21 protein-coding genes and 1 pseudogene are annotated in these 25,773 nt (G+C 66.7%); 9 read left to right on the top strand and 13 right to left on the bottom strand.

Going from position 1 to position 25,773, the window contains the following annotated elements:
- Positions 1-38: 38 nt before the first annotated feature.
- Positions 39-1,562: an aldehyde dehydrogenase family protein gene (locus INR38_RS01270; RefSeq protein ID WP_012207447.1), complete on the bottom strand. Its 1,524-nt coding sequence runs from the start codon at positions 1,560-1,562 to the stop codon at positions 39-41.
- Positions 1,563-1,884: 322 nt separating this feature from the next.
- On the opposite strand from INR38_RS01270, the gene INR38_RS01275 reads away from it, so the two are divergent.
- Positions 1,885-3,852 (top strand): sigma-54-dependent Fis family transcriptional regulator, encoded by a 1,968-nt coding sequence (locus INR38_RS01275; RefSeq protein WP_207441628.1) that lies wholly within the window; start codon positions 1,885-1,887, stop codon positions 3,850-3,852.
- Between the two features lie 15 nt (positions 3,853-3,867).
- On the opposite strand, the gene INR38_RS01280 is transcribed toward INR38_RS01275, so the two are convergent.
- The 7 genes and pseudogenes from INR38_RS01280 to INR38_RS01310 form a co-directional block, all read right to left on the bottom strand.
- Positions 3,868-5,286 carry an RtcB family protein gene (locus tag INR38_RS01280; protein WP_207441630.1) on the bottom strand — a complete coding sequence of 473 codons (1,419 nt, stop codon included), beginning with the start codon at positions 5,284-5,286 and terminating at the stop codon, positions 3,868-3,870.
- A gap of 214 nt (positions 5,287-5,500) precedes the next feature.
- Positions 5,501-5,638: pseudogene (locus tag INR38_RS28655) on the bottom strand (hypothetical protein); the annotation flags it as partial.
- 56 nt (positions 5,639-5,694) lie between these two features.
- Positions 5,695-6,465 (bottom strand): SDR family NAD(P)-dependent oxidoreductase, encoded by a 771-nt coding sequence (locus tag INR38_RS01290; RefSeq protein ID WP_207441632.1) that lies wholly within the window; start codon positions 6,463-6,465, stop codon positions 5,695-5,697.
- Positions 6,466-6,494: 29 nt separating this feature from the next.
- The gene (locus INR38_RS01295; RefSeq protein WP_197944244.1) at positions 6,495-8,366 is read right to left on the bottom strand and encodes a TRAP transporter large permease subunit; all 1,872 of its coding nucleotides are present in this window, start codon (positions 8,364-8,366) and stop codon (positions 6,495-6,497) included.
- 5 nt (positions 8,367-8,371) lie between these two features.
- The gene (locus tag INR38_RS01300) at positions 8,372-9,391 is read right to left on the bottom strand and encodes a TRAP transporter substrate-binding protein (protein ID WP_012207442.1); all 1,020 of its coding nucleotides are present in this window, start codon (positions 9,389-9,391) and stop codon (positions 8,372-8,374) included.
- An 18-nt stretch (positions 9,392-9,409) separates the two neighbouring features.
- Positions 9,410-10,819, bottom strand: a complete 1,410-nt coding sequence (locus INR38_RS01305) for a four-carbon acid sugar kinase family protein (RefSeq protein WP_192368412.1) — start codon at positions 10,817-10,819, stop codon at positions 9,410-9,412.
- An 8-nt stretch (positions 10,820-10,827) separates the two neighbouring features.
- A complete protein-coding gene (locus tag INR38_RS01310; protein WP_192368413.1) occupies positions 10,828-12,102 on the bottom strand; it encodes a ribulose-bisphosphate carboxylase large subunit family protein in 1,275 nt (424 codons plus the stop codon).
- 134 nt (positions 12,103-12,236) lie between these two features.
- Between INR38_RS01310 and INR38_RS01315 the strand changes: the two genes are divergently transcribed.
- The gene (locus INR38_RS01315; RefSeq protein ID WP_097201392.1) at positions 12,237-13,121 is read left to right on the top strand and encodes a LysR substrate-binding domain-containing protein; all 885 of its coding nucleotides are present in this window, start codon (positions 12,237-12,239) and stop codon (positions 13,119-13,121) included.
- Between the two features lie 79 nt (positions 13,122-13,200).
- Here the strand turns inward: INR38_RS01315 and INR38_RS01320 are convergent, their stop codons facing one another.
- Both INR38_RS01320 and INR38_RS01325 read right to left on the bottom strand, forming a co-directional pair.
- The gene (locus INR38_RS01320) at positions 13,201-13,878 is read right to left on the bottom strand and encodes a glutathione S-transferase family protein (RefSeq protein ID WP_207441634.1); all 678 of its coding nucleotides are present in this window, start codon (positions 13,876-13,878) and stop codon (positions 13,201-13,203) included.
- A gap of 174 nt (positions 13,879-14,052) precedes the next feature.
- A complete protein-coding gene (locus INR38_RS01325; protein ID WP_097201393.1) occupies positions 14,053-14,805 on the bottom strand; it encodes an SDR family oxidoreductase in 753 nt (250 codons plus the stop codon).
- A 125-nt stretch (positions 14,806-14,930) separates the two neighbouring features.
- Here INR38_RS01325 and INR38_RS01330 point away from each other — a divergent pair, with 125 nt between their 5' ends.
- On the top strand, positions 14,931-15,839 hold the full coding sequence (locus INR38_RS01330) for a LysR family transcriptional regulator (RefSeq protein WP_012207436.1): 909 nt from the start codon (positions 14,931-14,933) through the stop codon (positions 15,837-15,839).
- 148 nt (positions 15,840-15,987) lie between these two features.
- Here INR38_RS01330 and INR38_RS01335 read toward each other — a convergent pair whose 3' ends face one another.
- On the bottom strand, positions 15,988-16,842 hold the full coding sequence (locus INR38_RS01335; protein WP_047326468.1) for a LysR substrate-binding domain-containing protein: 855 nt from the start codon (positions 16,840-16,842) through the stop codon (positions 15,988-15,990).
- Between the two features lie 131 nt (positions 16,843-16,973).
- Between INR38_RS01335 and INR38_RS01340 the strand changes: the two genes are divergently transcribed.
- Positions 16,974-17,387 (top strand): VOC family protein, encoded by a 414-nt coding sequence (locus tag INR38_RS01340; protein WP_012207434.1) that lies wholly within the window; start codon positions 16,974-16,976, stop codon positions 17,385-17,387.
- Positions 17,384-18,355: a glyoxylate/hydroxypyruvate reductase A gene (locus tag INR38_RS01345; protein WP_207441636.1), complete on the top strand. Its 972-nt coding sequence runs from the start codon at positions 17,384-17,386 to the stop codon at positions 18,353-18,355. Before INR38_RS01340 ends, INR38_RS01345 begins: the two co-directional genes overlap by 4 nt.
- Before the next feature lie 17 nt (positions 18,356-18,372).
- On the opposite strand, the gene INR38_RS01350 is transcribed toward INR38_RS01345, so the two are convergent.
- On the bottom strand, positions 18,373-19,263 hold the full coding sequence (locus INR38_RS01350) for a LysR substrate-binding domain-containing protein (protein ID WP_016445481.1): 891 nt from the start codon (positions 19,261-19,263) through the stop codon (positions 18,373-18,375).
- A 168-nt stretch (positions 19,264-19,431) separates the two neighbouring features.
- Here INR38_RS01350 and INR38_RS01355 point away from each other — a divergent pair, with 168 nt between their 5' ends.
- Positions 19,432-19,827 (top strand): RidA family protein, encoded by a 396-nt coding sequence (locus tag INR38_RS01355; protein ID WP_016445482.1) that lies wholly within the window; start codon positions 19,432-19,434, stop codon positions 19,825-19,827.
- A gap of 86 nt (positions 19,828-19,913) precedes the next feature.
- Here INR38_RS01355 and INR38_RS01360 read toward each other — a convergent pair whose 3' ends face one another.
- Complete coding sequence (locus INR38_RS01360) at positions 19,914-20,858, bottom strand: LysR family transcriptional regulator (protein WP_013800697.1); 945 nt, start codon at positions 20,856-20,858, stop codon at positions 19,914-19,916.
- Between the two features lie 155 nt (positions 20,859-21,013).
- Between INR38_RS01360 and INR38_RS01365 the strand changes: the two genes are divergently transcribed.
- Genes INR38_RS01365 through INR38_RS01375 form a run of 3 tightly spaced genes read left to right on the top strand, consistent with a single transcriptional unit; the run spans position 21,014 to position 25,772 of the window.
- A complete protein-coding gene (locus tag INR38_RS01365) occupies positions 21,014-21,874 on the top strand; it encodes a fumarylacetoacetate hydrolase family protein (RefSeq protein ID WP_207441637.1) in 861 nt (286 codons plus the stop codon).
- 14 nt (positions 21,875-21,888) lie between these two features.
- A complete protein-coding gene (locus INR38_RS01370) occupies positions 21,889-23,985 on the top strand; it encodes a hydantoinase/oxoprolinase family protein (protein ID WP_207441638.1) in 2,097 nt (698 codons plus the stop codon).
- Complete coding sequence (locus INR38_RS01375; protein ID WP_207441639.1) at positions 23,982-25,772, top strand: hydantoinase B/oxoprolinase family protein; 1,791 nt, start codon at positions 23,982-23,984, stop codon at positions 25,770-25,772. The genes INR38_RS01370 and INR38_RS01375 overlap by 4 nt, the downstream gene beginning before the upstream one ends.
- Position 25,773: the final 1 nt, after the last annotated feature.

Raw genomic sequence — 25,773 nt, forward strand, 5'->3', positions numbered from 1 at the left:
CGCTGTGCGCCGCCGGCCGCATTCACCTGGGAAGAACTTCAGAAGAAGCCCAGCTTGTTCTCGCTGTAGCTGACCAGCAGGTTCTTGGTCTGCTGGTAGTGGTCCAGCATCATCTTGTGGGTCTCGCGGCCGATGCCCGATTCCTTGTAGCCGCCGAAGGCCGCGTGCGCCGGGTAGGCGTGGTAGCAGTTGGTCCACACGCGCCCGGCCTTGATGGCGCGGCCCATGCGGTAGGCCACGTTGCCGTTGCGGCTCCACACGCCCGCGCCCAGGCCGTAGAGCGTGTCGTTGGCGATGGCCAGGGCCTCGGCCTCGTCCTTGAAGGTGGTCACGGCCAGCACGGGGCCGAAGATTTCCTCCTGGAAGATGCGCATCTTGTTGTGGCCCTTGAACAGCGTGGGCTGCACGTAGTAGCCGCCTTCCAGGTCACCGCCCAGATGGGCCTGGCCACCGCCGGCCAGCACCTCGGCGCCCTCCTGCTTGCCCAGGTCCAGGTACGACAGGATCTTGGTGAGCTGCTCCTTGGACGCCTGCGCGCCCATCATGCTGTCGGTGTCCAGCGGGTTGGCATGCCGGATGGCGGCCACGCGCTGTAGCACGCGCTCCATGAAGCGGTCGTAGATGCTTTCGTGGATCAGCGCGCGGCTGGGGCAGGTGCAGACCTCGCCCTGGTTGAAGGCGAACAGCACCAGCCCTTCGACGGCCTTGTCGAGGAAGGCATCGTCCTTGTCCATCACATCGGCGAAGAAGATGTTGGGCGACTTGCCGCCCAGCTCCAGCGTGGCCGGGATCAGGTTGTTGGCCGCGGCCTGGGCGATCACGCGGCCCGTGGAGGTGGAGCCTGTGAAGGCGATCTTGGCGATGCGCTTGCTGGTGGCCAGCGGCATGCCGGCCTCGCGGCCGAAGCCGTTGACGATGTTGAGCACGCCGGGCGGCAGCAGGTCGGCAATGAGCTCGGCCAGGATCAGGATGCTGATGGGCGTGGACTCGGCCGGCTTGAGCACCACGCAATTGCCCGCACCCAGCGCGGGCGCCAGCTTCCAGGCCGCCATGAGGATGGGGAAGTTCCAGGGAATGATCTGGCCCACCACGCCCAGCGGCTCCTGGATGTGATAGGCCACAGTGGTCTCGTCGATATGGCTGAGCGCGCCTTCCTGGGCGCGCACGCAGCCCGCGAAATAGCGGAAATGGTCCACGGTCAGCGGGATGTCGGCATTCAGCGTCTCGCGGATGGCCTTGCCGTTGTCCACGGTCTCGGCATAGGCGAGCAGCTCCAGGTTGGCCTCGATGCGGTCGGCGATCTTCAGCAGGACGTTCGCACGCTCGGCCGCGCTGGTGCGGCCCCAGGCGTCGCTGGCGGCATGGGCGGCGTCCAGCGCCAGCTCGATGTCTTCGGCCGTGGAGCGCGCGGCGCGGGTGTAGACCTTGCCGCTGATGGGGGTGACCACGTCGAAGTACTGCTCCTTGACCGGAGGTACGAACCTGCCGCCGATGAAGTTGTCGTAGCGGGCCTTATAGGCGATCTTGGCGCCAGCGGCGCCGGGTGCTGCGTAGACGGTCATGCTGCTTGTCTCCTGAGGATGCTTATGGGTCTGTTGTGATCGGGTGTGGATCGGCATATCCGGCCATGGCCGGACGGCAGACATGATTCAAAAGCCGTGCCAGCCTGCAGGCCGCAGGGCAGGTGCCCGCAAAGGCATGCGGGACGTGGCTGCTGCGGGTATTCCCGTGCGCGTTCGCCCTGTGCCGTGACGTTGCGCAACAGGACAACTGTCCAGAAATGGAACAGTCGGGCGCCTGGCCTGCCACTTGGCTTGCCCGGTGCCCGCCGGCCCCGCATACTGGTCTGCAACGCGGCGCAATGACGCCCGAGCAGGAGACAGCATGCAATCGAGAGCCTCCCTTGTGGCCTTGCGCCAGGCCCGTCACAGCCTGATGGAGTCAGGCCTGTGCCCCAGCGGCCTGGTGGACGAGCGCCTGGCGCGCTCGTGGCAGCGCTGCATCGAGCAGGGACTGCGTCCCACCGGGCGCCTGGGCGCCGCCGACAACCTGGAGCAGCACGCGCTGGGCGTGCTGCGCAGCCGCCACCATGCGCTGCTGGCGCATTCACGGCCCGTCATGGAGTACCTGTCCGAGCAGGTGCGCGGCAGCCAGAGCGTGGTGGTGCTGGCCGGCCCCTGCGGCACCCTGGTGGATACCTGCGGCGACCCTTTCTTTCTGGGCAAGGCCGAGCGCGTGGCCCTGGCCAGCGGCGCGTCCTGGCATGAGGCGCAGCGCGGCACCAATGCCATCGGCACGGCACTGGCCGAGATGGACTCCATCGAAATCCAGGGCGGCGAGCATTTCCTGGAGCGCAACGGCTTTCTCACCTGCGCGGCGGCGCCCATCCTGTCGGGCACGGGCCAGTTGCTGGGCATCCTGGACATCTCCAGCGAACATGGCCGGGGCAGCCCGCACACGCTGGGCCTGGTCGGCACGGCGGCCCGCATGATCGAAAACCGCCTCATGGCCTGCGACGGCCAGCGCCACATCCGCCTGCACCTGCACGCGCGGCCCGAAGGCATTGGCACGGTGGCCGAAGGCATTGCGCTGATCTCCGCGGACGGATGGCTGGTGGGCGCCAACCGCGCCGCGCTGGCCCTGCTGCGCCTGTCGCGCGCGCAACTGGGCAGCGTGTCGCTGGAGCAGGTGCTGGACGCGGGCCTGGAGGAGCTGCTGTCACGCCAGCACCGCCAGCCCGATGCGGCCCAGCCGCTGCGGCGCCATGACGGCACGGCGCTGTTCGGCCAGCTGGTGCCGGACCGGCGCACGGTCCGGTCCTCGGTCGTGGAGCGGGTTGCAGAACAACAGCAACAGAAACAGCAACAGGCGCCGCAGCAGCCGGCGCGCGATGCGCTGGCGCGGCTGGACACGGGCGATGCGCGCTGGCGCACGGCGGCCGACAAGGCCCGGCGCGTGCTGGGCAAGCCCATTGCGCTGCTCATCCAGGGCGAGTCCGGCGTGGGCAAGGAATGGTTTGCGCGCGCGGCCCACGACAGCGGGCCACGCCGCGACGGCCCCTTCGTGGCCATCAACTGCGCGGCCATGCCCGAGTCGCTGATCGAGGCCGAGCTGTTCGGCTACCGCCAGGGCGCCTTCACGGGCGGGCGGCGCGAAGGACAGGCGGGCCTGCTGCGCCAGGCGCACGGCGGCACGCTGTTCCTGGACGAGATCGGCGACATGCCGCTGTCGCTGCAGACCCGGCTGCTGCGCGTGCTGCAGGAGCGGCAGGTGGTGCCGCTGGGCGGTGGCACGCCCGTTGCGGTCGATTTCGCGCTGGTCAGCGCCTCCAACCGCAGGCTGCGCGAGGATGCCGACCAGGGGCGCTTTCGTGCCGACCTGTACTACCGCATCAACGGCCTGGCCGTGGAGCTGCCTCCGCTGCGCGAGCGCGGCGACTTCGAGGCGCTGGCCGCGCGCATGCTGGCCGACATCGAACCCGCGCGCCCGCTGCGCATGGCGCCTGCCCTGCTGGCGCAGCTGGCCGGCCATGGCTGGCCCGGCAATCTGCGCCAGTGCGCCAGCGTGCTGAGAACGGCCTGCGCCATGCTCGATCCCCATGAGGACTGCCTGCAATGGCAGCACCTGCCCGACGACTTCCAGGCCGAGCTGGTGCAGACCGCCCGCAGCGGCCCCCGGCTCGACGCTGCGCCGCAGAGCCTGGATGAACTCTCGCGCTCGGCCGTGCGGCAGGCGCTGGAGAACTGCCGGGGCAATGTCACCCAGGCCGCGCGCATGCTGGGCATCAGCCGCCAGACGCTGTACCGCAAGCTGGCCCAGGACCGTGCGGCGGACGGCTTGCGGCTGCAGTGAGGCGCCTGCCGGTGCTCAGGCCTTGAAGGTGATCCAGGGCCTGAGCTTCACGGCGGCGTGGATCAGGCCGGCGGCCTCCTGCGACTCGATGACCGGGCCGATGGGCTTGTAGGCTTCGGGCGCTTCCTCGATGCGGCGCTCCTCGCGCAGCGTCACGCATTGCCAGCCCTGTTCGCCCGCATGGCCTGCACGGGCTTCGGGCCGCAGTGCGCGCACGGCCTGGCGGCGCATGCGCCGCCCCGCGCCATGGCTGCAGGACCAGAGCCAGTCGGCCGCGCCCAGGCCGGTGACCAGGTAGGATGCATCGCCCATGGACCCCGGGATGAGCGCGAAGTCGCCCTCGTTGGCCGGCGTGGCGCCCTTGCGGTGGATGTTCATGCCGCCTTGCTGCAGGACCACGTTGTGCGGCACATCGACCACCAGGCGCGAATCCGCTGCTCCCACGATCTGCTCCAGGTCCTTGCGCACCAGCTCGGCCAGCACCACGCGGTTGGCCCAGGCATAGCGCGCCGCCACGCCCATGGCCTGCAGGTACTCGCCGGCCAGCGGACCCGACAGGCCGTACAGGCCGCTGGCCGGGTGTTTCACGCCTTGCGGCCACTCGGCCCGGGCGCGGTCCATCCAGGCCTGGCCCACGTAAAAGCCCAGGTCGCGCGAGCCGCTGTGGATCATCACCACCACGTCGCCCGCGCGCAGGCCGGCCCGGTAGGCCGCGTGGCGGTCCAGCACCTCGTCGACCACTTGCAGTTCCACGAAATGGTTGCCCGATCCCACCGTGCCCAGGCACGGGTCGCGGAACACGGCATGGCGCTCCTGCAGATAGGCATGGGGCGAGTGGCGGGCGCTGCCAGCGAAGCTGTCCAGGCCGATGCAGGCGGCCAGCTCGCGGTGCAGGCGATCCCTGTCGACATGGCCCCACAGGCCCTGGCCGTTCAGCCGGTCCACAAAGGCGGCCGGCCCGTGGTCGAACAGCGCGCGGAAGGCGGCCGTGGTCACTGGCACGTCGCGCCCGCTGCCCAGCAGGCTGGCGGTCAGCAAGTCCACCAGCCGGCCCTTGTGCGGTGCCAACTGGTCCAGCCGGGCACCCGTGGTCAGCAGGCGCACGCTGCAGTTGATGTCCGTGCCGATGGCGGCCGGAATGACGAAGTCCGATGGCGTGGCCACCACGCTGCCCACGGGCGCCACCGTGCCCGGATGGAAGTCGGGCGTGGCGCAGGCGCGGCAGACGGCGCCGTGGCTGCCCTGGCCGTCATGCCGGCGCACGGCCGCAAAGGCCAGCAACTGGCGCACGGCCTTGTCCTCCAGGGGAAGGCTGTCGGGAAGAAGGATGTGGGCCTCGGCCTGGCCATCGCGCACGTGGTAGATGCCGTCGCGATAGTCGAGAGAGATGCCCGTGCGTGCAAAGGCACGCTGGAGTCGTTGAGGAGTGCTCATGGCTGCAGATCCGCGAGGCCTGGTTGGCGCTCGCCGCGTCCGGTGGGTGTACGGACGATGAAAGACACCCGGGCGTCAAAGGCCCGGAAAACGTCTTTCCTGCAGCAGCTCGTTCAAGAAAGAAGGGGCGCAGTATAGCGGCAGATTTCCGAATCGTCTGCGGCTTCGGTCCTTGCAGCTTGAGCAGCACGCCGATCGATCGGCCGGTCGGCCGGCCAGTCTCGCGCTCGACGCGGCGGATCAGGTCCAGCCTTTCCTGGTGCTGGGTGTGGGTTGCGTGGCTGAAGTTCGGGCGAAAGGCGCCAGCGCCAGCGTGCAACAGGGCGCGGATGATGGAAAGGTCGCAGCCCAAGGGCCGAGCGTGGCGTGGAGAAGACCGCGCATGGTGCCCTTGGAGGTTTTGGTGCCTTATATGCCGCGTGCGCCTGACGCGAGAAAGCCGCCATCGACGGGCATCGCGATGCCGGTTACGTACCGAGCGTCTTCGGACACCAAGTAGGTCACGGCCGAGGCGATCTCCCCACAGGTGCCGTAGCGATTCATCGGAATGGCCTTCGAATATTCGGCGCGGAACTGCGCGGTGTGCAGCGCCTGCGTCATCGGCGTATCGACGGGGCCTGGAGCCACCGCGTTGGCGGTAATCCCGTGCTCGGCCAGTTCCACGGCCATCTGCCGCGTCAGCGCAATCACCGCCCCTTTGGACGTGCCGTAGGCGGTGCGGCCGCTCCCCACTGCGCGCATGCCGGCAACAGACGCGATGTTGACGATGCGGCCCCAGCCCTGCTTCACCATCAGCCGAGCCGCCGCTTGCGCGCACAGCAGCGTGCCGGTGACGTTGACGTTCATCGTCGCGACGAAGTTGTCGAGCGGGAAGTCGATGAAGGGGAAGACCTTCGCAATGCCGGCAGAGTTGACAAGGATGTCGCAGCGCCCGTGCTCGCGCTCGACCTGCCCGAACGCCGTGGCAATAGCCTCGGGCTTGCCGACGTCCAGCCGCAGCGCGGTGGCCCGGCCGCCGGCAGCACTTAGCTCGAGTGCCGTCGCCGTCGCCGCATCGACATCGAGGTCGGCCACGAGGACATGGTGGCCGAGGACCGCCAGACGGGCGCACACTTCTGCGCCGATGCCCTTGGCGCCGCCGGTGACGAGCGCGACACGTGATTCGGAAATGGTGGTCATGTCGGGTACCAATAAGAAGGTAGAAGGGTTCAAAGGAAGCCGATCGAGATCCACGGCACCGCCGCGACGATCACGAGGCCGACGAACAAGGCCAGCATGTAGGCGCCAATCGGTCGGATGCCTTCGTCGGGGTTGACGCGGCCGATCGCGCAAGCGGCGTAGTAACCCACACCGAAAGGCGGCGCGAACAGGCCGAGGCCCATCGCGAGGATGACCACCATCGAGTAGTGCACCTCATGGATGCCCACGGTGCGGGCAATCGGGAACAGCAATGGGCCAAACAGCACGATCGCGGGGATGCCCTCGAGCATGCTTCCCAGCACGATGAAGGCGACGACCGATACCGCCATGAAGCCTGCAGCCCCGCCAGGCAGCTCACGCATGGCCTGGCTCAGCGTGTTCGAGAAGCCCGATTGCGTCAGGCCCCAGGCCATCGCGGTGGCCGCACCGATGATCAGCAGGATCGAGCCTGACAGGCTTGCGGTATCCACCAGCATCGGATAGACCCGCTTCCAGTCGAACTGCCGGTAGATCAACAGGCCGGCGAGCACGCCGTAGGCAATGCCGATGGTGGAGACCTCTGTGGCAGTCGCGACACCTTCCACCACAGCGGCGCGGATGATGAACGGCAGCGCGATGGCCGGGAGCGCAATCAGAAATGCCCGACCGATCTCACGCCGGCTGGCACGCTGCACGCCGCTCAGGTCTTCATGCCGATAGCGGGCCCACACTACCGCCATCAGCGTCACGGCCAGCACGAGGCCTGGCAGCAGGCCGCCGGTGAACAACGCGGCGATCGACACGCCGGTGACCGAGCCTATCGTGATCAGCACAATGGATGGCGGAATGGTCTCGGTCTGTGCCCCGGTGGCCGACAGCAGCGCGACCAGGTCGCCTTCCTTGGCGCCGCGCTTCCTCATCTCGGGGAATAGCACCGGTGCCACGGCCGCCATGTCTGCGGCCTTCGAACCTGAGATGCCGGAGACGAGATACATCGCGCCAAGCAGCACGTAATGCAGGCCCCCGCGCACGTGCCCCAGCAGGCTGGCGAGGAAGGCCACCATCGCACGCGCCATGCCCGTCATCTCGATCAGTTGGCCCAGGAAGACAAACAATGGCACCGACAGCAGGATCAGGTGGCTGACGCCCTCGTCCATGCGACCGACGACGATCAGAACGGGCGTGTTCGTCGCCAGCATCACATAGCCCAGCGTTGCAAGGCCGAAGGCGAAGGCAATCGGCACGCCGGCGAACACTGCCCCAGCGACGACGACCACGAAGAAGACCACCAGATTGGCGTTGCCGAGCTGTCGCCACACCGGTTGCAGCAGCGTCATCACGACCATCAGGGCGACGACCAAGCCGACGGCGGCCATCACTTGGCGCGGCCGCCCCACCGCGACGAGCCGCAGTACGGCCAGCAGCGCCATCGCCCCGAAGCCTGCGGTCATCGCGGCCGCGCGCCATGAATTCTGCAGATCCAGCGCTGGCGTGCGCATCATCGCCTCCTCCACCGCGTATTCATATGCATGCGGCAGCACCAGCAGCAGGAATGCCAGCGCCGCGGCGGTGGCAAGCACATCAAGGAAGGCGCGCGCTTCGGGCGCGAGCTTGCCTACCACTGCCGTCATGCGCATGTGCTCGCCGCGCTGGAAGGCGACCGCAGAGCCCAGCATCGCCAGCCACAGGAACAGGATCGAGGCGACCTCATCCGACCAGATCAACGGATAGTGGAACATGTAGCGCGCGACCACGCCGGCCAGCAGCACGGCGATTTCGGTGGCCACCAGCAGCGCGACGGGTAAGCCGAGCAGGTGTCCCAGCGCTTGATGGGCGCGCTGCGCCCAGGCAGCGACGGCGCCGCGCTGCGGGCCGTCTTCGGAGATGGGTGTGGCGTGCATCTCGGTCAGCCCAGCTTGCCGGTGTGCTTCTCGAGCAAGGCCCAGGCCTCATCGCCATACTTCTTCTTCCACTCGGCGTAGAAGCCCGACGCAAGAAGCCGCGCACGGAACGGCCCGATTTCCGGGTCGTTGAAGGCCAGCCCCCTGGAAGTCAGCTCGGGCCGCAACGAGGCGTCGAGCTTCGCGCCATCGGCGCGCATGTCGAGCGCAGCCTGGTTCAGGTGCTTGGCAATGATGGGCCTTACCTTCTCGGGCATGCGGCTCCAGACCTTTTGGTTCGTCATGCACCAATAGCCATCCCACATATGGTTGGTCATGGAACAGTACTTTTGCACCTCGTAGAGTTTGGCGATCGAGATGATCGCCAAAGGGTTCTCCTGACCATCGACCACCTTCGTCTGCAGAGACGAATATGTCTCCGCGAAGTTGATAGAAGTGGGTGCGGCGCCGAGATGCTTGAACAGCGAGGTCCACAGAGGGCTAACCGGCACGCGAATCTTCAAGCCCTTGAGGTCGTCGGGAGTGTTGATCGGACGGACGCTGTTGGTGATCTGCCGGAAGCCGGAACTCCACACGGTGTCCATCGCCATCAGGCCGACCTTGGGGAACTGCGCGCGCAGAAATTTGCCGAGATCACCGTCCAGCGCCTTGTTGACGGCCTCGTCGTTCGCCCAGGCGAATCCAAGCCCCCACATCGATGAGACGGGCACGAGCTGCGACAGCACGTTCACGCCCGAGACGGTGAAGAACTCGAGCCCGCCTGCGCGCAGCTGCGAGAGCATGTCGGCGTCGTTGCCGAGTTGGTTGTTCGGGAAGACGTTGATCTGAACCTGGCCACCCGTGTCTTTCAGGATGCGCTCAGCGGCCTGCATCGCTCGCACGTTGAGTGGATGTGTCGCCGGCAGGTTGGTCCCGAACTTGTAGGTAAATTCGGCGGCGCGCGCGAAGCGCGGCAGCACCAATGCCGGTGCGCTGATCAGTGCGGCGCCAGTCACGATGGCACGTCGGCGGTCGATCGAATTCATGGTTATGTCTCCTGTTGTTTATGGAAGTGAGAGGTGGGCGTCGGCCGTGCCGAGCAACGCCTTGACGAAATAGTCGGGCTGGCCCATCTGGCCGCCCTTGAGCGCAATTTCGAGCTGTGCCAGGTGCGGCTCGCGCGAGATGGCGCGGCACAGCGGAGCGCCTGGCGCCAACCGGGCGACGACGCGCAGAGCCTGCGGGGCTAGTCGCTGCGTAACGTGGCTGGAGGTATCGCCGCCCGACAGCAGCAGGCGCTTGAGAGGATGCGCACGCAGCAGCGCATCGACGAGGTCGCCGAAGCGGTGTCCCAGCAGGCGGCCGCCTTCGTGGCGGGCCTGCTCCCGGCTGATGCCTTGCTTGGCGAGCGCGGACAGCATCGCTTCGATACGCGGGTCCTTCGGGCCGCGCGCGCTGTGCAGCATCACGCTGTGGCCGGCGCGCAGCGCTAGCAGGGCCTGATCGACGAGGCGGGCGAGTTCCGCTGCGGGATCGCTCGCTGCGACCAACGCGGCAGCGTCCACCGGCAACTCGACGAAGCCCGCATCAACGGCTGCGTCGATCTGCAGCGCGCTCAGCGGCGAAGCGCTGCCTGAGACGGCCAGCACCTGCGGCACGCCGTCGAAGCGGTCGTGCGTAGTCGGGATGGATGGCAGGGCGCCGGTCTCGTGCCACCACTGCGTCAGCGCATATTCGAGACCCGAACCGCCGATGCAGAACAAGGGTGTCTGGCGGCCCTGAGCCGCACCAGCGAGCCCATCGAGCAGCCGGCCGGTCTCGGTCAAGTGCTCAGTCGTGGTGCCGTCCAGCAGCACCGCGCCGCCCGACGTGGCGTCAACCAGGCGCTGCAACTCGCCCGCCATCTCGGTGCGGTCGAGTGTGAGTTGCGGCAGCGTGAAGCCGGTGACAGGCATCGCGGTCTGCCCTGCGAGGTGGCGCGCCAGATCCGCCTCGTGCATCGGCGTTACAGGGTGCACGCTCATGATTGGGTGGCGATCGATGCGATGCACACGGTCGTCGGTGCCGGAGCGCGCGAACAGATTGCCGAAGGCGCAGTAGCGGCCGAGCGCGGGGGTGGCGGCAACGATGGGAATCGCGGTGTCACCGAAGGCCGTGCGAGAAAGGTCCATGACCCGCCCGATGCTGCCGATGGTTGGTGAGCTGTCGAAGGTCGAGCAGACCTTGTAGTGCACCAGCGGCACAGGCAGGCGGGACATCGCTGCAAGCACGGGTGCGAGTTGCGCGTCCATCTCGGCCGGCGACATCGCGCGGCTCGCGCCCGCCACGCCGATCGCGTCGAAAGGTCCGAACTCGGCCAGCGTCTGCTCGTCGGGCACGTCGAGGAACAGTGCGCAGTTCAGGCCGGCGAACGCCAGCACTTCGAGTGCATCGGTGGACCCGGTGAAATCGTCACCGTAGAAGGCAAGCTTCATACCGGCTCCTACAGGTTGGCGAAATGAACCAGCGCGCGCTGTAGCGCTGGGTGCGCATCGGCATAGTGCTCCAGGCTCACGCCGGCCACCGCCGCCTCCCAGCCTTCGCGCATGCTTGCCACGCCGGCGGCGATGCCGTCGGGGTGGCCGATGATCCCGCCGCCCGCGAGGTGCATCAGGTCCACCGCGCCGAGCGCGCCGTACAGGTCGGGCGCCAGGCCGGCCCATTGACCCGACGAGAACACCGGCATCAGCGGCTGCAGTCCCGCCCAGGGCGCCAGGCAAGCCTTCGCGGAGGCGATCACCGAGTCGTCCGGCTCCCAGAACTTGCTGCGGATGCCGTTGCAGTGCAGGTGATCCACGCCGGCCAGGCGCCACAGCTTCTGGTAGGCCTGGAACGAGAAGCCGAGCCCTCCATGGCGCGTGAACGCGCCCCAGCCATTGCGATGACCATGGATCGGCAACTGCGAGTGGCGGCGAAGGTGTTCGACGGCGCTGAATCCGACCCAGTTGATGCTCACCATCACGCAGCTGCCGCCTGCGGCGAGCACGGCGTCGTGGCGGCGCAGCATCTCGTCGACCGAACCCGAGATGTTGATCGCGTACATCGGCATGCGACCGAGGCGATCGGCATGGCGTTGCAACACCGGCATGACGGCGCGCAGGCGCTCGTCGAACGGCGCGTACGGCGGGTCGGCGATCAGTTCATCGTCCTTGATGAAGTCGATGCCGGCTGCACAGAGGCTGTCGACCAATTCGGCGGTCTGTGCGGGCGTGAGACCGATGCTGGGCTTGATGATGGTGCCGATCAACGGCCGGCCATGGACGCCGGCGAGACGCCGGGTGCCGGGGATGCCGAAGGCGGGGCCGGCGAACTGCGCGGCGTATTCGGGGGCGAGATCAAGGTCGAGCAGGCGCAGGCCGGTGACTTCACCGAGCTCGTACAGGTTGCCCGCGATGGTGGCCAGCATGCTCGACAGATTGGCTCCGACGTTGGCGACAGGGAACGCGATCTCAATCTCCGCGCGGTGGAAGACGCCGCCGTGCGGATGCCGGCCGACATAGGCGCTTGGAAGCGTCGGCTGAAGCCCGGGTGCGAGTGGCTTGATGCTGGCGATCCGCGCGCGGGACCGCTCTTTCAGTTCATCGGTCTCACCGGGCAGTGAAAGGAAGGTGCCGCTGGACTGTTCGCCGGAGATCACCTGCGCGATCTTTTCGGAGGCGACCGAGCTTTCGACGAAATAGCGGGCGGTGAACTCTTTACGCGGGGCGATGTTGTTCATGAGGGCTGTGAGCTTCTGTCTTTGATAAACCGAAGGGTAGGCGTCACAAACCAATGAGGCAAACGATTCAATTTCGAATGGCTGTGATATAAACTCACAAAACGTACGGGTTGACCCTAGATCAAAAACTCGCCATGGCCACGCCCCATCGACTTTCGCTCAACGGATTGCGCGCCTTTGAGGCGACAGCGCGTTTGCGCAGCTTCAGCGCGGCAGCTGAAGAACTCTCGGTGACGCATGGCGCGGTGAGTCGCCATATCCGCACGCTTGAAGACTCGCTGGGCCTGGCGCTTCTGCAACGCACAGCGCAAGGTGCGACGCCAACAAACGAAGGGTTGCGCTTGGCGGAAGGCCTCTCTACGGCCTTTGGTCTGATTCAGTCAAGTGTCGAGCAACTCAAGCCTGGCCCGCTCACATTGGCATGTTCGGAGTCGATCATGATGTACTGGCTCATTCCCAGGCTGAATCGCTTCAAGGAGATCAACCCCGAGGTGGAGCTTCGCTTCAACATGAGCCATGGTCCGATCGACTTCGCTCATGACAAGGTCAGTGTGGCAATTCGTCTGTCATCGATTGACCCCCCAAAGGAGGCTGTCCGAGCGGATGTGGCTCATGAATGGATTGGGCCGGTATGCTCACCTGGGTATCTGCAGAACCACCGCATCGAGTCCTTCGAAGATCTCGCTCGAGCACGGCTGATGATCTCGCTCACCCGACCAACAGCCTGGGCCGACTGGGCCAGTTGCAGTGGGCAAATGAGCCCGGAGTTGCGCGTAGATGAGTCATTCGCCCACTTCTACCTGCTTATCCAAGGCGCCCGTTGTGGTCTGGGTATGGCGAATGTGCCCCATATGCTGGTCCGAGATGATCTGATGAGCGGCACCTTGGTTGCTCCCATGGGCTTTGTGTGTGGCCCCAACCGACTAGCGATCTGGACTGCTCCACACCTTAGCCGCAGACCTGATGTGGTGAAGCTGGTCGACTGGTTGCACGATGAGTTGCGCGCATCGGAGCCGTAGATCGTCTGCGGTCAGTGCGGCGCTTTGATGGAGGAGCATGTTTTTGACTCCTGATTGGAAGATTTGGGCTGGTTGATCGTTACCGTGAGGAAACAGCGATGAATGAGCCTTGCTCGCGCAGATGCCTCTGGAAACGATCGGCATAGTCTTCGACGACGGCATGCCTCACGCTGGGGCGCTCCGCAAGCGCCGATCGCCACGCTGAAATGCGCGGAAGGCCGTCGAAGACCTGATACGCGACCGTCGCGGGGGTGATGTCGAAGTATCGGAACAGCGGGGCGTAAACCGCATCGACCATGCCAAAGGCCTCGCCTGCGAAAAATGGCCCTGTATCCATTTCTGACTCCAGCTTGCCCAGCCGTTCGCGAAATGCAGCGCGCTTGGCATCGGCGGTTGCAGAGTCGCGAGCGTGGAGGAACTGCCAGCCTTCGGCGAAGGTCTGGGCGGCAAACTCGATCCACGCGCGGTGCTGTGCGCGAGGCAATGCATCAACGGGGTACATCGGCGCACCGCCTTGCGTTTCATTGAGGTACTCGCAGATGACCACGCTTTCGAACAGGATCGCGTCCTCGGCATTCGCTTGGCGCACCTTGAGCACCGGCACCTTGCCGGTCGGTGAAAGTGCCAAGAACCAGTCTGGCTTGGCTGACAGATCGACGTCTATCCGATCGAATTCCACACCCTTCTCAAGAAGCACGATCACGGCGCGCTGGACGAAGGGGCACAGCGGGTGACTTATCAGGGTAAGTGCAGTCATAGTGATGTGAGGATCTGGAGGGTTTGTGCAGGGGAAACAGCGGCATGGGGCCACGTACCGCTGTTTCCTTTGCCTGGAGTGGAGGAGCTGTCACGCAGCGCTGAAGCAGGCCGTCAGCGCCTCGTTGACTCTGCCCGAGCCAACACGCTTTCGCCGACCTCCTGGGCTGCGCGCTTAACCATTGAGCAGGCGGCCGCCGTCAACGACGATTTCAGAGCCCACCGTCCAACGCGACTCGTCGGAAGCCAGATACAGCACGGCTTTAGTCACCTCGTCGGCCGTGCCGAAGCGCCCAAGCGGAATGCTCGCCGCAATATCTTTGTTGACCTGCTCGCGGTACGCGTCCGGAATCCCGAGCTTGTCGTACAGCGGCGTTTCGATCGGTCCGGGGCTGACCGCATTGACACGGATGCCACGTCCCAGCAATTCAGTCGAAAGCGTCTTCGACATGTTCAAGAATGCGGCCTTCGTGGCGGCATACACGGACGAGCGGGCTGCGCCTGCATGCGCGCTGACGGAGGTGTTGAGCACGACGGAGGCGGGATTCGCGAAGATCGGGAGCAGTGCCTGCATCAGGAAGTAGGGGCCCTTGACGTTGATGTCGAAAGAGCGGTCAAACATCTCTTCCGACCATTCCTCGATGGGCAGCCAGACAGATACGCCGGCATTGAGGAAGGCAATGTCCAGTTGGCCGTAGTGCTCCTTGATGATCTGTGCCAATTCCTTTTGGGCAGCAACGCTGGCCGAGTCGGCGCGCAGCACCTGAACTTCGGGGCCCAGTTCGGCTTGTGCCTTTGCGATCGAATCGGGATTTACGCCCGTGACGATGACGCGGGCGCCTTCCTCCAGAAACTGCTTTGCGGTTTCCAGCCCGATGCCACTCGTGCCGCCAGTGATGAGAGTACGTTTACCTTGCAAGCGCGACATTGATTTCTCCTGAGAACGACGACCGACCAGGTCGACCGCAGGAATGATGCATCCATGCAAAAAAATACATAAGATATGACTTATGTATAAGATTCATGCTGAAACTGCATGAATTGAGGTGAGTAATGGACCGATTTCTCTTGATGAGCTGCTTCGCGCGCGCCGTAGAAACTGGAAGCTTTTCTGCTGCGGGGCGTGATCTGGGCCTGGGGCAACCCAATGTCAGTCGCTATGTGGCGGCGCTGGAAGATCATTTGCAGGCGCGCCTGCTCCACCGGTCCACGCGAAAGCTATCTTTGACGCCGGAGGGCGAACGCTACTACGCGGACATCCGGCGAATCCTGGATGCGGTAGATGAATCCGAATCGTCCTTCAGGAACAACGTCGAGCCATCAGGGCTCTTGCGCGTAGCCTGCCCAACGGCTCTCGCACACGCGTTTGTGTTGCCACACGTGCCGACCTTTTTGGAGCGCTATCCCCAATTGACCTTGGATCTTCAATTCAACGATCGATACGTGGACTTGGTCAACGAAGGGACCGAAATCGCCATTCGCATCGGACACTTGGAGGACAGTAGCTTGCGGGCCCGGCGTCTTGGATGGTATGACCGCGTCTTCGTGGCCAGCAAGGACTACCTGGCCAAACGTGGAGTTCCGCAGACTCCAGATGACCTGCGCGATCACGATTGCATCATCTACACCCTGTTGTCGTCCGGGGCGATCTGGCGATTCCGCGACGCGGACATCCCGGTTTCCGGCAGGCTCAGGGTGAACTCGCCCGACGCAGTGAGTGCCGCGGTCACGGCAGGCCTGGGCGTAGCACAAGGACCTGCGTGGCTGTTTGAGGGTGGGCTGAACAGCGGCCGATTGCAGTTCATTTTGACGGATCATGCAGCTCCGCCCGTACCGGTGCAGATCGTCTATGTGGCCAACAGGCTGCTACCCACGCGGGCTGTCGTGTTCATGGACTTTATGGGTGAGTTGTTTTCGAGGATTCCTGCCTTGAATGGCCGCACTCCTTTGCCGAATCTATAAATGTTTCGTTCGTTGGTCACCCGCGAATGCCATCAGGGCCAGCAGTACGAACACCTTGCATCGACAGGCCGAATGTGAGACTGCAAACCCTTCAGCCCCTTGCTCTGCCGAATCTTGCTTTTCTTGAGAAGTCCATGCGAGACATTCCCTACGCGAGTGCGCCCTCCAGCAGCTCGGCCATGCGCGGCAGGTCGGGATCGGCGCTGGTCACCAGCAAGATGGCGCGCTCATAGGCGGCGCCCGCAATGGGCAGCATGCGGCAGTCGCCCATGAAGCGCTCCAGGCCCGTCCAGTGCGGCACCAGGCCCACGCCCATGCCGTCGGCGGCCAGCATGGCGATGGCCTCCAGCGCGTCCAGGTCGCATAGCACCGCAGGCTCCAGCCCCTGGTCGGCCAGCCAGTCGGCCGCATGGCGGCCACCCCAGGCATCGGGGTCGTAGCGTATGTAGGGCAGGCTGCGCAGCAGCGCGGCAGGCCGGCCGCGTGCCTGGGGCGGGGCCAGCAGCACCAGCGGCTCGCGGCGCAGCTGCACGCTGCGCAGCGCCTTGGGTAGTTCAAAAGGGGGCGCCACGATGACGGCGGCATCGAGCTCGCCGGCCTGCAGCATCTGGAACAGCGCGCGCGAGGTGCCCGGCACGATGACGGGCCGGCACTGCGGCGCCGCCTGCGTGAGCTTGCGCAGCGCGGCCGGCAGCATGCCCGTGAGCGCGGTCGAGATGGCGCCGATGCGCAGCGTGCCGGCCAGCCCATCGGCACTGGCATCGCTGCCCAGCAGCGCGGCCTCGCGCACCAGGCGCCGCGCGCGCGGCAGCAGGGCCACGCAGGCCTGGGTGGGGCGGGCCGCATGGCCGCTGCGCGAAAGCAGGGCAAAGCCCAGTTCGCGCTCCAGCGCCTGCACGCGCTGGCCCACGGCGGCGGCGGTCAGGTGCTCGGCGCGCGCCGCATCGGCGATGGAGCCGCTGTCCACTACGGCGATCAGGCTCTTGAGATAGCGGGTCTCCAAAAGATTTCCTTGGGGATTGCAAAGAAATCAACGCTATCACTTTTGAAAAGCCTCTGCTAGGCTCGCGCCACCCACGGCAGGCCACGGCCTGCGAACCTGCCTGCACCACAAGCACAACCAAAGGATCAGCCATGCGCACCAGCTTCCACCTTGCCTACCATGTCCGCGATCTGGACGAAGCGCGCGCCTTCTACGGCACGCTGCTCGGCTGCCAGGAAGGCCGCAGCACCGAGACCTGGGTGGACTTCGACTTCTTCGGCCACCAGATCTCGCTGCACCTGGGCGAGCCCTTCCCGGTCACGAACACCGGCCGCGTGGGCGACCACATGGTGCCCATGCCCCACCTGGGCCTGGTGATGGCCATGGACGACTGGAAGGCCCTGGCCGCGCGGCTGTCGGGCGGCGTGGTGGATTTCGTGCTGCAGCCCGGCATCCGCTTCGAGGGCGAGCCCGGCGAGCAGGCCACCATGTTCTTCCGCGACCCCAGCGGTAATCCCATCGAGGTCAAGGGCTTCGCCGACCTGGACAAGGTTTTTGCCAAATGAGCGGCTCGCTGTCTCCTCGCGCCCCGCTCCCCCCGCTTCCTTTCGTCTGCGCACCCGGCTACCCGGCAGCCCCGGCCTGGCTGCAGGCACTGCAGGCCGCCCTGCCAGAGGAGCGCGTGGTGGCGCTCGATACGCTGGATGCGGACCAGCGCGCGGCCTGCGAGGTCGCCATCGTCGCCAACCCCCAGCCTGCCGACCTGCGCACGCTGCCGCGCCTGCAATGGGTGCACAGCGTCTGGGCCGGCGTGGAGCGCCTGGTGGCCGACCTGGGCGATACCGACCTGCGCATCGTCCGCCTGGTGGACCCGCAACTGGCCGCCACCATGGCCGAGGCCGTGCTGGCCTGGACCCTGTACCTGCACCGCGACATGCCGCGCTATGCCCGCCAGCAGGCCGCGCGCCAATGGCTGGCGCATGACGGCGTGCGCGCGCAGGACAGGACGGTATCGCTGCTGGGCCTGGGCGCACTGGGCAAGGCCGCCGCGCAGCGGCTGCTGTCGGCGGGATTCCAGGTGCGCGGCTGGAGCCGCACGCCCAGGCACATCGAGGGTGTGCAATGCCATGCGGGTGATGCCGAGCTGCCCGCCATGCTGGCGCAGACCGACATCCTCGTATGCCTGCTGCCGCTCACGCCGCAGACGCGCGGCATCGTCGGCGCGCAGGCGCTGGCCGCGCTGCCTGCCCATGCCTCGCTGATCAACTTTGCGCGCGGCCCCATCGTGGACGATGCCGCGCTGTGCGCCGCCCTGGACAGCGGCCGCCTGGCCCATGCCGTGCTGGACGTGTTCGAGCAGGAGCCCCTGCCAGAATCGTCCTGGCAATGGGCGCACCCCGCCGTGACCGTGCTGCCCCACATCTCGGCACCCACGGACCGCGCGACGGCATCGGCCATCGTGGCGGGCAACATCCGGCGCTGGCGCTCCAGCGGCGAGCTGCCGCAGGCGGTGGACGCGGCGCGGGGCTATTGAGGGCGGCTACGGTACGGCTATGGCACGGCCATGGACTGGCTTCTGAGCCAGTCCATGACGGCGCGCACATGGGGGCCCGGCTCCCGTTGCTCGCCCACGGCCAGATGGTAGGTATGGCCGGTGATCGAGGGGCCGAAGGGCTGCAGCAGGTGGCCGGCCGCAATGTCCTCGGCCACCAGGGCCAGGCTCACCAGGGCAATGCCATGACCGGCGATGGCCGCCTGGATGGCATGGCCCTCGTCGGAAAAGCGCAGTTGCCCCGCCGGTGAATTCCAGGCCAGGCCTGCCTCGTCAAACCAGCGCTCCCAGGTGGGATTGCTGGCGTGCGCCGTCTTCCAGTCAAAGCGGATCAGCGGCAGGCGGGCCAGGTCGGCCGGACCCAGCACGCCCAGCCGGGGATTGGCCACGGGCGCAAAGCGGTCGCTGAACAGGGGCTCGGCCACCAGGCCCGGATAGGGGCCGCGCCCGTAGCGCACGGCGATATCGACGGCATGGGAGCGCAGGTCCACTACATCGTCCGAGGCCTGCAGTTGCAGGTCCACCTCCGGGTGCATCGCGCGGAAGCTGGCCATGCGCGGCACCAGCCATTTCACGGTGAACGCATTGGTGGCCGAGATGCTGACCTGGGCGCGCAGGCGCTTTTGCAGCAGGCGCTCCAGCGTGGCGGCAAAGGCGTCGAAACCGTCGCGCAGCACCGGATAGAGCTGGGCGCCGGCCTCGGTCAGCACCACCTTGCGTACCTGGCGATCGAACAGCGCCAGGCCCAGCTGTTCCTCAAGCGCGCGAATCTGGTGGCTGATGGCCGTGGGTGTCACGGCCAGGTCGTCGGCGGCCTGCTTGAAGCTGCCCAGGCGGGCGGCGGCCTCGAAGGCGCGCAGTGCGGAAAGCGGCAGCTGGTTGCGTTGCATGAGGGCTGGAGGACGCAAGGGTCGGGTGAGGAATGGGGTGAGGAATGGGGTGAGGAAAACTCATCTTATGCCTGACAAATGAACCTTTGTCGCAATCATCCGGCTTCCCTATCGTTCACCCATGCCCCAAGCGCGATCCTGCCGGGGATGGATGAAGGAAATGAAACCATGCTGCACCGTGTCACCACGCAACCCGACCCCTACGAGCCGTTTTTGCTGTCGCAAGGCATTCGCTTTGGCGAGCTGCTGTTCATCTCCGGCCAGGCCGGCGCCGGAGACGATGGCCGCATCGTGCCGGGTGGCTTCCTGGCACAGGGCCGGCAGGCGTTTGCCAATCTGCGCCGCGCGCTGGAGGCGGGCGGCTCCAGCCTGAAGGACGTGATCAAGGTCACCATCTTCGTCACCGACATGGGCCACTTCGACGAGGTGGTCGCCCTGCGCCGGGAGTTCTTCGGCGCCCCCTATCCGGCCGACACGATTGCCCAGATCCAGGCGCTGTACGACCCGGCGGCCATGATCGAGATCGAGGCCATTGCAGCCGTGCGTGATGGACAGGCCCGCTGACATGGTTGCGGCCGTTCTGTTCCGATGGCCTGGCCACGGCGTGCATGGCCGACGACTGGAGCCGATGGGGCCGATATCTGATCCCTTCAACCGCCGAGCAGTCCCGAGGTGCTCAGCGGCCCCGGCGACAGCTGCTGCCCCCATGCCTGAGTCAATGCCTCGATGGCATCGCCCACCACGCGGCAGGCCTGGGTGAGCTTGCCGTGCCGGGGCAGGGCCAGCGTCACATGGCGCACCAGGCCGGGGTTGACCAGGCGGCTGGCCTGCAGCCGGCCCTGGCGCAGCTCGGCATCGATGGAATACGGGCCGATCACCGAGTAGAGGCCGGGCGCGTGGGCCACGAGCTCCTTTTGCACGGTCAGCGAGTCGGCCTCGGCCGCCGCCGCGAGCCGAAAGCCGTGGCTGTGCGCGGCCTCATCGAGCGCGTCGCGCCAATGGCTGGGGCGTCGCGGCAGCACCAGTTGCAGGCCGTCGAGCGCGGCGAACTCCGTGGTGGGCGCCAGGGTCAAGGGATCGCCAGGGCGCGACACCAGATAGCTGTGCGCGGTGCTCAGCAGCCGCTCGTCGCCGCCGGCCGGGCGTGCGAAGCGAAAGAGGATGGCCAGGTCCACGGCGCCGCTGTCCAGCAGCGCGTCGAGCTCCGTGCCCTGGGCCTCGGTGATGTTCAGGCGTATGCCGGGGTGCTCGCGCTGCAGCCAGTCGAACACATGCGTCATCAGCGGGTGCGCGGCCGAGGGCACGATGCCCAGCCGCACCTCGCCCCATAGCTGGCCTGCGTCCGCACGCAGCGTTTCCTGCAATTGCTCGGTTTCCTGCAGCCAGCTGCGCAGCCGCAGCGCGGCCCGCGCGCCCAGCGGCGTCAGCGTGACGCCCCGGCCCGTGCGCCGCAGCAAGGGGCCGCCCAGAGACGCTTCGAACTCGCTGATCTGCCGGCTGATGTGCGACTGCACGGTGTGCCGCCGTGCCGCGACCTTGCTGATGCTGCCGGCTTCGGAGACCTCGAGGAAGAGCTTGACGCTGGGCAGGTGCATGGTGGTTACCCGGTTGAGGTATGCCTGATGAGGCAATTCTGAAAGCCTGAAATTCTATCTATCCAGATATCAACGGGATTTCTACAGTGCAGTCATGCCTTGCCAGCGGCCTTGCCTTGGCAGGTTTTCCAGACACCGAACCTAAGGAAAATCCGTTGAAACTCGCCAGCTTCATCCATGCCGGACAGCCCCGCTACGGGCAGGTTCTGGCCGAGCGCTTCCTGCTGCCGCCCGCCGACTTTCTCGCCCGCCATCCCGACCTGCTGTCCGTGCTGCGCGCACAGGCGCTGGGCGAGCTGGAGCAGGCCCTGCAGGCCGGCGCCGTGTCCGTCGATGCGGCGCAGACCCAGGCGCTGCCCGTCATCCCCAACCCCGGCAAGCTCATCTGCGTGGGCCTGAACTACAAGACCCATGTGGCTGAGACGCGGCGCGCCGACAGCGAGCACCCGTCGCTGTTCCTGCGCTTCAACGACAGCCTGGCCGCCGATGGCGACGAGCTGCTGCGCCCGGCCTTCTCGGAGCGCTTCGACTGGGAGGGCGAGCTGGCCTTCGTCATCGGCCGGGGCGGGCGCCACATTGCAAAGGAAGATGCCTTCGACCACATCGCCGGCTATGCCTGCTTCAACGATGTGAGCGTGCGCGACTGGCAGCGCCATACGCACCAGTTCACGCCCGGCAAGAACTTTCCCGGCACGGCGCCCTTCGGCCCCTGGCTGGTCACGCGCGACGAGGTGGCCGACGTGCGCAGCCTGGCGCTGCAGACGCGCCTGAACGGCAGCGTGGTGCAGCAGGCCAGCCTGGGCGACCTGATCTTCGACATCCCCACCATCGTGGCCTATGTGTCGCGCTTCACGCCGCTGTCGCCAGGCGACGTGATCGCCACGGGCACGCCGGGCGGCGTGGGCGACCGCCGCGAGCCGCCTCTGTACATGAAGCATGGCGATGTGGTCGAGGTCGAGATCACGGGCCTGGGCGTGCTGCGCAATCGCGTCGGCACTGATAGCGCTGCCGTCTGATTCCGGAGAATTTCATGGATAACCAACAAGCGATTTCGCAGCGGCCCCGGCTGCGCATTGCCGTCGATATCGGCGGCACCTTCACCGACATGGCGGCGTTCGACGAGGCCAGCGGCCGGCTGCTGTTCGGCAAGGCCCTGTCCACGCATGGCGAGCTGGTCAACGGCATCCAGGCCACGATAGACAGCGCGGGCATCGACTGGCGCGACGGCCATCTGTTCCTGCACGGCTCCACCATTGTCATCAACACGCTGCTGGAGCGCAACGGCGCCCACACCGCGCTGCTGATCACCGAGGGCTTTCGCGACATCTACGAGATCGGCCGCGTGAACCGGCCCGATGCCTACAACCTGTTCTTCAACAAGCACCAGCCGCTGGTGCGGCGCTCGCTGCGCCATGAGGTGTCCGAGCGCCTGCGCGCCGACGGCAGCCTGCACAAGCCGCTGGACGAGGCGGCCGTGCGCGAGCTGGCCCGCGAGCTGGCAGGGCAGGGCGTGGAGGCCGTGGCCGTGCTGCTGCTGCACTCCTACCGCAACCCGGCGCACGAGCAGCGCGTCAAGCAGATCCTGCAGGAAGAGATGCCGGGCGCCTTTGTCTGCGCCTCGCACGAGCTGTCGCAGGAATACCGCGAGTTCGAGCGCGTGTCCACCGCCGTGGCCAATGCCTATGTGGGGCCGCGCGTGTCGCAGTACCTGGGCCAGCTGGAGAACCACCTGGGCGGCAAGGGCTTCGAGGGCGACTTCTACATCGTGCAGTCCACCGGCGGCCTGTTCCCGGTCGAGCACGCCAAGGTGGGCTGCGTTCGCATGCTCGAATCGGGTCCGGCGGCCGGCGTGATCGGCGCCCAGGCCATCTGTGCGCAACTGGGCATGGGCGATGCCATCGCCTTCGACATGGGCGGCACCACGGCCAAGGCCGGCGTGATCAGCGAAGGCCGGCCGCTGACCACGGGCTCGGCGCTGATCGGCGGCTATGAGCAGGCCCTGCCGATACAGATCCCGATGATGGACATCCACGAAGTGGGCACGGGCGGCGGCTCCATCGCCCGCGTGGAGACGGGCAACGCGCTGCGCGTGGGCCCGCAGAGCGCCGGCTCCATCCCCGGCCCCGTGGCCTATGGCCGTGGCGGGCTGGAGCCCACGGTGACCGACGCCAACCTGGTGCTGGGCCGGCTGGACGCGGAGCATTTCCTGGGCGGCGAGCTGCAGATGGACATGGACGCCTGCCAGCGCCAGATGGCCGAGCGCGTGGCGACCCCGCTGGGCCTGGAGCCCACCGAGGCGGCCGACGGCATCCTGCGCATCGCCGTGACGCAGATGTCGCATGCCGTCAAGGCCGTGACCACCGAGCGCGGCCTGGATGCGGGCAGCTTCACCATGGTCGTCTACGGCGGCGCGGGGCCGCTGCACGCCTCGGCCATTGCGCGCGAGATCGGCATCCGCAAGGTGCTGATTCCCTATGCGCCCGGCTATTTCTCGGCCTACGGAATGCTGTTCTCCGACCTGCGCTACGACTACGTGCGCTCGGTGTTCCGCAAGCTGGGCGAGGTGTCCTTCGAGGAGATCGAGGCCGCCTACCAGAGCATGGAGGACGAGGGCCGCGCCGCGCTGGCGCAGTCCGGCATCGCGCCGGACGGCATCGTGATCGAGCGCGCCGCCGACATGCGCTACGTGGGCCAGGAGCATGCGGTGACCGTGGACCTGCCCATGGCCTTCTTCGAGGGCCGGGACCGCTCGGCCATCAAGCGCCAGTTCGACGAGCTGCACAAGGTGCGCTACGGCACCTCGGCCCCGCAGGAGCCGGCCGACCTCGTGAGCCTGCGCGTCACCGTGCTGGGCACGATGAAGAAACCGCCCAGGCACAGCGTGGAGCGCGGCAGCGCCGAGCCCAGCCGTGCCTCCGTGCGCACGGTCAAGCCCGTCTATTTCCGCTCCAGCGGCTGGGTGGACACGCCGGTGCATCTGCGCGAGCGCCTGCTGGCGGGCAACGAGATCGCGGGGCCCGCGCTGATCGAGGAACACGCATCCACCACCGTCGTGCAGCCCGGCGACCGGCTGCGCGTGGACGAACTGGGCAATCTGCAAATCGACATCGGGAGCGACCGCACATGAACCACCCCACTGACTCCAGGCCCGTCGATCCGGTCACGGACGAGATCATCCGCAACGGCCTGTACGCCGTCACGGAGGAGATGAAGACCAACCTGACGCGCACGGCCTACAACCTCATCATCTACGAGGCGCTGGACTTCACGGTCGGCCTGTTCACGCGCGAGGGCGATACGGTGTCCATCGGCCTGGGCCTGCCCATGTTCATCCGCGGCATGTCGGAGACGGTCAAGGCCAAGATCCGCCACTTCGGCTACGAGAACATCCTGCCGGGCGACATCCTGGTCACCAACGATGCCTACACCACCGGCAGCCACCTGAACCACTTCACGTTCACCATGCCGGTGTTCCATGAGGGCCGGCTCGAAGGCTTCACCTGCTGCATGGCCCACTGGCTGGACGTGGGCGGCACGCTGGGCAACGTCACCACGGACATCTTCAGCGAGGGGATACAGATCCCCATCATGAAGTACCAGCGCCAGGGCGAGGTCAACCAGGACCTGATCGACATCATCGCGATGAACGTGCGCCTGGCCGAGCGGGCCCTGGGCGATCTGCGCGCGCAGATCACGGCCATCACCACGGGCGAGCGCCGCTATGTGGAACTGCTGCAGCGCTATGGCGTGGATGCGGTCAACGGCGCCATCGCGCAGATCATGGATTCCAGCGAGGCCGTGGCGCGCAAGAACACGCTGTCGATTCCCGATGGCGTGTACGAGGCCGAGTCCTTCATGGACGACGACGGGCTGGACATCGGCAAGCGCATTCCCATCCGCGTCAAGGTCACGGTGCAGGGCGACGAGATGACGGTGGACCTGTCGGATGTCTCCAAGCAGGTGCGCGGCTTCTACAACTCGGGCTTCACCACGGGCATCGCCTGCGCGCAGGTGGCCTACAAATGCCTCACCACGCCGACCGACTACCCGGTCAACGACGGCAGCTTTCGGCCGCTCAAGGTGATCATGCCCATGGGCACGGTGATCAGCGCCGAGAGGCCGTATCCCATGCGCGTGTGGATGACCTTCCCCATGACGGTGATCGACACCATCTTCAAGGCCCTGGCGCCGGCGATTCCCGACCGCTCCATCGCGGGCCACCATGCGGACCTGGTGTTTCCCAACATCCATGGCATCTCGCCCGAGGACGGGCGGCTGTTCATCGTCGGCATCGGCCCGCTGGGCGGCGGCTGGGGCGCCAAGAGCCGCGAGGACGGCGTGTCCGTCACCGTCTGCATCAATGACGGCGACACCCACAACAGCCCTACCGAGCAGCTCGAGGCCAAGTACCCGGTGCTGGTGGAGAAGTACGAGATCCGCCAGGACTCGGCCGGCGCGGGCCAGTACCGGGGCGGCCTGGGCGCGGAGATGGTGGTGCAGGCGCTGTCGCCCTTCACCGTCACCACGCGCATCGACCGCGTGCACTGCAAGCCCTGGGGCCTGGAGGGCGGCGGCGACGCCATGGGCAACGGCCTGGCCGTGCGCCACAAGGGCGAGTGGAAGACCGACCATGCCAACGCCAAGATCTTCAACGTGCGCCTGGAACGCGGCGATGCCTACCGCATGCTGTCGGGCGGCGGCGGGGGCTTTGGCGACCCGCTGGCGCGCGAACTGGACAAGGTGGCCGAGGACGTGCGCGAAGGCTATGTGAGCGCCCAGGTGGCCCGCGAGGTCTACCGCGTGGCGCTGGATGGCCAGGGACAGGTGGACCACGAGGGCACGCAGGCGCTGCGCAGCGGCAGGTCTCCATCCGCCGCAACGGCAACCTCAGCCGTAGCCTGGGACGGGCAGTGAG

Source organism: Delftia sp. SD018 (assembly GCF_017355445.1).
Taxonomy (GTDB): domain Bacteria; phylum Pseudomonadota; class Gammaproteobacteria; order Burkholderiales; family Burkholderiaceae_C; genus Comamonas; species Comamonas acidovorans.